Source organism: Actinotignum schaalii, assembly GCF_028864145.1.
Taxonomy (GTDB): Bacteria; Actinomycetota; Actinomycetes; order Actinomycetales; family Actinomycetaceae; genus Actinotignum; species Actinotignum schaalii_B.
In genome coordinates this window covers 36,665-45,454 of sequence record NZ_JARBHJ010000017.1, presented here as the reverse complement: position 1 = coordinate 45,454, position 8,790 = coordinate 36,665, and the positions used below count along the sequence as shown (strand labels likewise).

5 protein-coding genes and 1 pseudogene are annotated in these 8,790 nt (G+C 55.6%); 5 read left to right on the top strand and 1 reads right to left on the bottom strand.

Features of this window, described 5'->3' with window-relative positions; genetic code table 11:
• A partial coding sequence (locus tag PWJ82_RS04995) for a CoA-acylating methylmalonate-semialdehyde dehydrogenase (RefSeq protein WP_274735584.1) occupies positions 1 to 1,314 on the bottom strand: 1,314 nt, incomplete at its 3' end.
• A 246-nt stretch (positions 1,315 to 1,560) separates the two neighbouring features.
• Between PWJ82_RS04995 and PWJ82_RS09590 the strand changes: the two are divergent.
• The 5 genes and pseudogenes from PWJ82_RS09590 to PWJ82_RS04975 form a co-directional block, all read left to right on the top strand.
• Positions 1,561 to 1,830, top strand: a pseudogene (locus PWJ82_RS09590) (GntR family transcriptional regulator); the annotation flags it as partial.
• A 12-nt stretch (positions 1,831 to 1,842) separates the two neighbouring features.
• On the top strand, positions 1,843 to 2,343 hold the full coding sequence (locus PWJ82_RS04990; protein WP_274732626.1) for a GntR family transcriptional regulator: 501 nt from the start codon (positions 1,843 to 1,845) through the stop codon (positions 2,341 to 2,343).
• 112 nt (positions 2,344 to 2,455) lie between these two features.
• Positions 2,456 to 5,206, top strand: coding sequence for a class I SAM-dependent DNA methyltransferase (locus PWJ82_RS04985; RefSeq protein ID WP_274732625.1), 2,751 nt, complete (start codon positions 2,456 to 2,458; stop codon positions 5,204 to 5,206).
• Between the two features lie 2 nt (positions 5,207 to 5,208).
• On the top strand, positions 5,209 to 7,326 hold the full coding sequence (locus PWJ82_RS04980) for a DEAD/DEAH box helicase (RefSeq protein ID WP_274735583.1): 2,118 nt from the start codon (positions 5,209 to 5,211) through the stop codon (positions 7,324 to 7,326).
• Complete coding sequence (locus PWJ82_RS04975) at positions 7,326 to 8,552, top strand: GIY-YIG nuclease family protein (RefSeq protein ID WP_274735582.1); 1,227 nt, start codon at positions 7,326 to 7,328, stop codon at positions 8,550 to 8,552. The genes PWJ82_RS04980 and PWJ82_RS04975 overlap by 1 nt, the downstream gene beginning before the upstream one ends.
• The last annotated feature ends 238 nt before the right edge of the window (positions 8,553 to 8,790 follow it).

The following is an 8,790-nucleotide window of genomic DNA, read 5'->3' as shown; positions in this document are numbered from 1 at the left end:
AGGAACGTTGATACCGACCATGCCAGCTTCAACTTCCAGCTCGAAACGACGTGCCAGGCCACCATCGTTGGTGAAGATCGCTGCTCCGTTACCGTAAGGCGAGGAATTAACAAGAGCGATGGCTTCTTCGTAGGTGTCTACCTCGACGATTGCCAGGACCGGCCCGAAAGTTTCTTCCCGATACAGGATGGAATCGCGCGCGACATGCGTGCAAATAGTTGGGCCAAGGAAATACCCGTTCTCATGCCCGCTCACATTGAGAGAACGCCCATCAAGGATGACTTTCGCACCTTTGCTTTCCGCATCAGTAATCGCGTCAATGATCCGTTCTTTAGCCTGGGCGTTGATAACCGGGCCCATCTGCACGCCTTCGTCCAGGCCGTAACCCACTCGGATAAGCTCAGCGTGTTCTTTGACGGCTTTTGCTAGTTTGTCACCAACCCCGCCCACAGCCACAGCAACAGGTAATGCCATGCAGCGTTCACCAGCAGCTCCGAAAGCCGCAGCTGAAAGGTGTTTGCCAGCGAAGTTGATATCAGCATCGGGCATAACAATCGCATGATTATTAGCCCCGCCCAATGCTTGGACACGCTTGCCCGCCCGCACCGCACGCTCCTGAATCAGTTTCGCAACCGGGGTTGAACCCACGAAAGAAACAGCCTTGATATCCGGGTGGTCAATCATGGCCATCGTGAAATCATTCGACCCGGAAATAACCTGGAAGATCCCGTCAGGCAGACCAGCTTCCTTATACAAACGCGCAATCAAAAGAGAAGCCGAAGGCGTGGCCGGTGCCGGCTTCAAAATAAAAGCATTCCCGGTAGCAATCGCAATCGGGTGCATCCACATAGGCACCATAACCGGGAAATTAAACGGGCAAATCCCGCCAACAACACCAAGAGGCTGGCGCAGCGTGTGAATATCTACCCCCGTGGAAATATTCGAGGATGTTTCACCTTTCAGGGCAACATTAATCCCGCAAGCAAAATCAAGGGTCTCCCGCCCCCGCTGGATCTCCCCAATAGCATCCGAATAATCCTTACCGTGCTCAGCCACAATCGCTTTCGCAATCTCGTCTTGATGATCAAGGACGAGCTGACGCATCCGATACATGATCTCGGTACGCTTCGCCAACGAGGTACGAGCCCAAGCTTTTTGAGCTTCAACCGCAATCTCTACTGCGTAGTCAAGATCTTCACGGCTTGCCTGTAACAAATACCCGCGAATCTCGCCACTCGCCGGGTCGTCAACCGCGATCTTTCCCTCCGGCTGGCCCGTGTACAGGCCACCATTAATCCAATGAGGTATATCCATTCGTTATCACTCCTTTGTGAGTCCAAACCAGCACCCCACCAGCGGGGTGTCTCATTTGTTCCCAAAATAACCCCAGACCCCCTACTTGTAAATACAAAAGACCAGCCAGAATGGCGGGGAAACTTCGATGAACGTGGCCATATAAACCGCTATGAATCGCTAAAACTACAGAAATACTGGCTAAACATACGACGATCGGCTATGTTTACAATTGGGTGAACAAATAAGAGTGAGAGGGTCACGTTAATGTCAAACCCCCATGGAAAAGACGATGCAGATCAGCTGGATGTTCCGGTTGCTCCCCGGATTAGTTTCGACTCTCGGTCTTCCACTCCTTTACATCAGCAAATCACGCAATCATTAGCGAGTCTTATTGACTCTGGCACGCTCTTACCCGGACAACTCCTTGAAGACGAAGTGTCCATGTCACGCAGGCTGGGTGTCTCGCGCCCCACGCTACGGCGGGCATTACAAGTCCTGACTGATGAGGGGAAACTCTCACGGCGTCCGCGTGTGGGAACCAGGGTGATGCCACGGGTTTTCCAAAGGGATCCTTCCCTGGCTAGTCTTTCCGATGATTTACGGGCCGCGGGCCGTGAACCGCGCACGGATGTTCTCCAGTATCGGGTGGTGTTTGCTGATAGTGGTCTAGCTGCCGATATGCACTGCCCGGAAGGTAAAGAAATTGTGGCTTTAGAACGTTTGCGGTGGGCGGAGGGAAACCGTATGGGGATTATGCGTAACTGGATCCCTGCCGATCTGGCTCCCTCGCTTACCGCTATATCATCGGGTGGTCTCTATGATTTCTTCAAGAGTCACGGGATTGTGTTACGGGGCGGGGTCCAGCGTATCAGCGCGCGCAGCGCAACTCCCGTGGAAGCAGAACTTCTCCACGTGGCATCCGGGGCTCCTCTCTTACGAGTGAGGCGTAGCGCTTACGATGAGTCCGGGCAGATCGTGGATCTAGCCGACCACCTCTACGACGCAGAACAATACGACCTCACCCTGCCACTCAACTTCCCCGCATAGCCTGAAGTACGTGCACAAATTTTCTGTCGCAAGCCCCCTCTAAGATAGGAACGTACCGCCCGAGCCGCAGCACCCGCGCCGCGCCCGGGCCCGTCCGCGAAAGGAGCCGGCCGTGGCCATCACCCTCCAGAGTATTGAGGAGAACGTCAAGAAACTCACCTCCCGTGCGCCCTTCACTCGCGATTTCTTCTTCGACCTCCTCCTCGCTTACGGCATCTCCAAATCCAGCGTCACCCGCCTGCGTTCCACCACCGCCAGCTCGCTCAACGTCGCGGCGAACCCGGAGCGCGATATCGTGTGGAAAAACAAGATCTACCTGGCCGAAACCAGCCGTGACCTCATGGCCGCCGCGCTGGAAATGAAAACCAGCGAAGCCGCGCTCCGCTTCAATACCCGCTTCGTCATCGCCACAAATTACGAATCCCTCGCCGCAATTGATACCAAAACCGGCGATTCCCTCAGCATCCCCCTCGCCAAACTCGCCAGCGATTTCACCTTCTTCCTCCCCTGGGCGAATATGGAGAAACAGCACTTCTCCTCGGATACCCACGCGGACCGCCGCGCCGCCGAACACATGAGCAAGGTGTACGACGAACTCCTCGCCGCCAACCCCAACCTCTTCCACGAGGACAAATCTCCCCACAGCCTCAACATCTTCTTCACTCGCCTCCTCTTCTGTTTCTTCGCGGAGGATACCGGCATCTTCGCAAAAGGCCAGTTCACCAGCGCGGTCGGCTCACACACCCAGCGCGACGGCTCCGACACCGCCGCATTCCTCACCGCACTTTTCCACGCGCTGGACACCCCGAACACGTCCGATAAACCCGTCTACTTGCAGAGCTTCCCCTACGTCAATGGTCGCCTTTTCCGCATTAATAACGACGACGCCGCCTCCTTGACAGTCCCCCAATTCACCAAGCACGCGCGCGATTCGCTCCTGGAGCTCGGCACCCTGGATTGGTCGGAAATCAACCCGGATATTTTCGGCTCCATGTTCCAGGCAGTGGTAGATAAGGATCAGCGCGCTAATCTGGGCCAGCACTACACCTCGGTCCCCAATATCCTCAAAACCATCAAACCGCTCTTCTTGGATGAACTCTGGAACGAATATGACAAAGCCTGCGAATCGGTACCGCGACTCAAGAAACTCCTCACAAGAATTTCAAAAATCAAGCTTTTTGATCCGGCCAGCGGCAGTGGCAACTTTTTAGTTATCGCATATAAGGAATTGCGCAAGCTCGAACACGCAATCCTGGATCGCATCGATTCTCTTTCCTCGGCGGGCCGCTGGGGCCTGCTCGGCATGGGTGAGGAAGAGAAGCTCGGCGCTGCCACCCTGGGCTTTGGCTCCTCGGTGATCAATATTGAGAACTTCTACGGCATCGAAATTGATGATATCTCCGTGGAGATGGCTATCCTTTCACTCTGGATCGCCAAACACCAGATGAACCAGGAGTTCAAAGCCAAATTCGGCCTGGATATTCCCCTCATTCCACTTAAGGAAACCGGGCACATCGTGCACGGCAACGCCACCCGCCTCGACTGGAACGAAGTCTGCCCCAACAACGGCACCGACGAAATTTATTTAATCGGAAACCCACCCTATGTAGGTTCGGCGGGCCAAATATCCTCCCAGAAACAAGATTTTCACTTTGTTTTTGGCACTGAGAAGTATCCTAAGAAGCTCGATTATGTTTCCCTGTGGTTCATTAAGGGTGCCAATTACATTCGCGGCAGCCGGGCCAAGCTCTCTTTCGTGACCACGAATTCCATTACCCAGGGCGAGCAGGTTGCCCTGCTCCACCCCCATGTTTTCACGGGCGGTATAGAGATTGGCTACGCCTACACCTCCTTCAAGTGGAGCAATAATGCCTCCCATAATGCGGGTGTGACCGTGGCAGTTATTAGCCTGCGCAATGAATCCTCCGAGACGAAATACCTCTTCACGGACCTCGTCCAAACCACGGTGGAAAATATTAACGCCTACCTCATTTCCGGAGAGGATACTTTCGTAACAGCGCAAGGTAAGGCTCTATCATCGACTCTTCCAAAAATGACCAAAGGCTCCCAACCGACCGACGGGGGTAACCTCATTCTTTCTGCTCAAGAGGCAGAAGATCTTCTTACCAGCTATCCTGAGCTTTCCGAAGTAATTAAGCAGTTCGTGGGCGCTGATGATTACATCAATGGGAAAGACCGCTACTGCCTGTGGCTCACGGAGGAAAACCGGCACGAAGCAGCCAAGATTCCAGAAATAAAGCGGCGCCTGGAGCACGTTTCCGCCATGCGTTCGGCCAGTACGAAGAAGCAGACCCAAGAGTTTTCTGCCATCCCTTGGCGATTTGGGGAAGTCCGCTACAAGCCCACCGATTCGATTATCGTACCGGCAGTTTCTTCCGAACGCCGACAATACGTTCCTATTGGTTATCTCGATCCTGACACAGTTATCTCTAACCTTGCATTTGCAGTTTACGATGCTGAGCCGTGGCTGTTCGCCTTGCTGACCTCGAAAATGCACATGGCCTGGCTACGCGCTGTTGGCGGGAAGATGAAAACCGACTTCCGGTACTCGAATACCTTGGTTTATAACACTTTTCCCGTGCCAGAGTTATCGGCGTCGTCGAAAGAAGAACTCACGAAACGCGCGCTACGCGTACTCGATGTACGCGAATACCACTGCGAAAAAACCTTAGCCGAGCTCTACGACCCAGACCTCATGCCACGCAACCTCCGCGAAGCACACGAAAAAAATGACGAAGCCGTCGATAGACTTTATAAGAGCACCCCGTTCGCATCCGATGAGGAACGCCTCGCGGTGCTATTCGCGAAGTATCAGCAGATGATCGAAGCAGAAGGGAAATAGCCGTGGCCACCGAAAACGTTGTGGACGTGACCTATGCGCAAACCGGGAAATCGGTTGCCACCGATGAGCTCGGGATGCGGGAAATGCAGGCTCGTGCCTATGAACAGCGCGCCTCCCAGTACCTGCTCATCAAGGCGCCGCCGGCTTCCGGGAAATCGCGCGCGCTCATGTTTATTGCGCTCGATAAGCTCTTCAACCAGGGCCGGCGCAAGGTGATCGTGGCGGTACCCGAACGCTCCATCGGTGCGTCCTTCGCGCCCACCGACCTCACCACCTACGGCTTCTTCGCGGACTGGGACGTCAAACCCGCGAACAACCTGTGCACACCCGGCAGCAACGAATCGAAAGTCGCCGCATTTCTGCGTTTCCTGGAAGGGCCGGATGCCACGCTCGTCTGCACGCACGCCACCCTGCGTTTCGCCTTCGAACAGGCCAAACCCGAGGATTTCAACGGCTGCGTGATCGCGATTGACGAATTCCATCACGTCTCCGCCGACCTGGACAACAACCGGCTCGGCTCCGTGCTGCATGCCATTATGGAGCAGTCCGACGCGCATATCATCGCCATGACCGGCTCCTATTTCCGTGGTGACTCCGTGCCCGTGCTGGACCCGAAAGACGAAGCGAAATTCACGCCCGTCACTTTCAACTATTACGACCAGCTCAACGGCTACCAATACCTGAAAACACTAGGGATCGGCCACCACTTCTACCAGGGCCGTTACACCGATGCCATCGCGGAAGTGCTGGATCTCGACAAGAAAACCATTCTGCATATCCCCTCCGTGAACTCCGGGGAATCCACGAAGGACAAGTACGAAGAAGTCGGGAAGATCCTCGATATTATTGGCGAGGTGCTTCCGCCCGAAGAAGTTGCGCAGGTAGAGCCGCGTTTCCCCGGGGACGACTGCATGATCTTCGTGCGGCGGCGCGACACCGGTGCCGTGCTGCGCGTGGCCGATCTTGTGGATGATAGTGATGAGAAAGCGCGCGCTAAGACCCTGGTGTACTTGACTGATGTGGCCGCGAAGAATCGCGATGCCGCCGATATCATCATCGCGCTCGGCATGGCGAAAGAAGGTTTCGACTGGCCTTTCGCGGAACACGCCCTCACGGTTGGTTACCGAGCCTCGCATACCGAGCTCATCCAGATCATCGGGCGCGTTACCCGCGATAGCCCCGGGAAAAGCCACGCGCAATTCACCAACCTGCTGGCCGAACCGGATGCCACCCAAAACGAAGTGACGCTCTCCGTCAATAACGTTTTGAAAGGGATTACCGCGGCGCTGCTCATGGAACAGGTGCTTGCCCCGAACTACAACTTCCGGGCCAAACGGAACACAGACGAAGCCCCGGATCCCGGCACCCTGGAAGTCAAAGGCCTGGTGGAGCCCACGACGAAGCGCGCCAAGGAGATTATCGCCACGGGTATTGATGACCTGAAGGCCAATATTTTGCAAGATGACCAGGTGGCGCGGGCCGCGGCCGGGGCTGCGGAACCCGAAGTCATCAACAAGGTGCTTATCCCACGCATCATTCGCCAAACCTACCCGGACATCACTGAGAAAGAAGTCGAGCAAATCCGCCAGCATGTGGTGGTCTCCTCCGTGATCAAATCCGGCGAAGTACGGACCGTGGGAGACCGGCGTTTCGTGGAAATGGGGAACAAGTTCGTGGATATTGATGAGATCAACATCGACCTCATCGAATCTATCAACCCCTTCCAGAAGGCCTTCGAAGTGATGTCCAAGCAGGTCTCCAGCCCAGTGCTGCGCATCATCCAAGATGCCATTGCCGCTACCCGCATCACCCTGAAACCGGAAGAAGCAATGGAGATGTGGCCCGCAATCACCGACTGGGTTAAGGTCAATGGCCGCCGCCCGGACGTCCGCAGCGACGACCCCACCGAGAAAATGTACGCCGAAGGCCTGCTTATCCTGCAACGTGAAAAAGCAAAGCATGATGCTGAGAAAGCGGCGGCCGAAGCGGCAGCTGAAGCTGCGGCTGGAGTGGAGCCGATCGAACCCGCGGCAGTGCGCAGCGGTGGCAAGCATGCCGAAGACGTTCCGGTACCGGTACGTACCGCAGGCGCCGATGCTTCCCAGGGGGATAAGAACTAATGGCTGATTTCGATTTTGAAGCAGAATTCGCGAAGATCCTCGCCTCCGATACCGAAGGGCTACTTGACGCACCTCCTGCCCCGCGGCGTTTCACCAGCGAAGACCGGCTAGAACGCGCCTTCCTGGAAATCGTGGATTTCCGGGCCAAAGAAGGGCGCGAACCTGACCCCCACACCCGCGCTATCGGGGAGCGTAAACTCGGGGCGCGCCTGGAGGGAATCCGTGCCGATCCCGAAAAGCTCGAAAAGCTCAAGGACCTCGACACCGAATTCGGGCTGCTCACCCGCGAAGAAGCCCCGCAGAGCATCGACGATGTTCTGGCCTCCGATGAATTCAACCTCCTGGACGACGGATACGGGATCACCGATGTGTCCCGGCTCCCCGCTGCGCCTCCGCGGACTATCGCCACGCCGGAATCAGTTGCGAAACGCGAAAAAGCCAGAGATTTCGAGCAGTTCGAACCACTTTTCAAAGCTAAGCATGCCCAGCTGCGTTCCGGCGCAGCCGAACAACGTTCTTTCCCGGGCATCAGTGCTGTACAAGAAGGGCTCTACTTCGTGCTCGGCGGAGTGATGGGCTTCGTTGCCGCTCAAGGAGCTGACCAGAAATACCACACTGGTGGCGAGCTCCGGACCCGGCAACGGCTCCGTGTCATCTTTGAAAACGGTACAGAATCTGCACTCTACCGGCAGTCCCTAGCTACCGCGCTCGGAAAAGATGGTCGGATTATCGTCGAACCGCAGTCAGCCGCCCTTGATCTTCAGCAAGGGAGCGATGCTGCTATCGCAGCTGACGAGGAAGAGAACCCGGACGAAACTCCAACCGGGTGGATCTATGTGCTGCGTTCCCTCTCCACAGATCCGCAAATCTCCAGCCTGCGCAACCTCCACAAGATAGGGTTCTCGCGTGGGCCGGTAGAAAAGCGCATCGCTGGCGCCGAACAATCACCCACCTACCTCATGGCACCCGTCGAAATCGTAGACACGTACGTAACTTACGACGTCAATGCTGCAAAACTAGAGCACCTGCTCCACCAGATCTTCGCGGACGTAAAAGTATCCCTCTCGCAAATCGATAGCGAGGGCAAAAACTACGACCCGAGCGAATGGTTCATCGTCCCGCGCGAAGCCATCGCCACCGCCGTTGAGCTCATTCAAAAGGGGGAAAACACCCGGTACCGCTATGACAAGGGAAGCGAGAGTTTCTTGGAAATCAAGAATGGGTGAAAATAACATTTATTTACCGTAACCACCGGCCACTTACTTGAGCCGGCAAACGCCGAGAGACTCTGGATCCAAAATGATCCTGAACTCCTTGTCAAAGAAGTATATGGACCTACAAATCCATATCGGAAAGGACTACCTCTATGGACGCGCCCGTCTTCATGGCTTATCGACACTTGCTGGGACTTTCCACAACGCAGCTTGCACGCATTTTAGATGTAGATCCGCGAACCCTACGTGC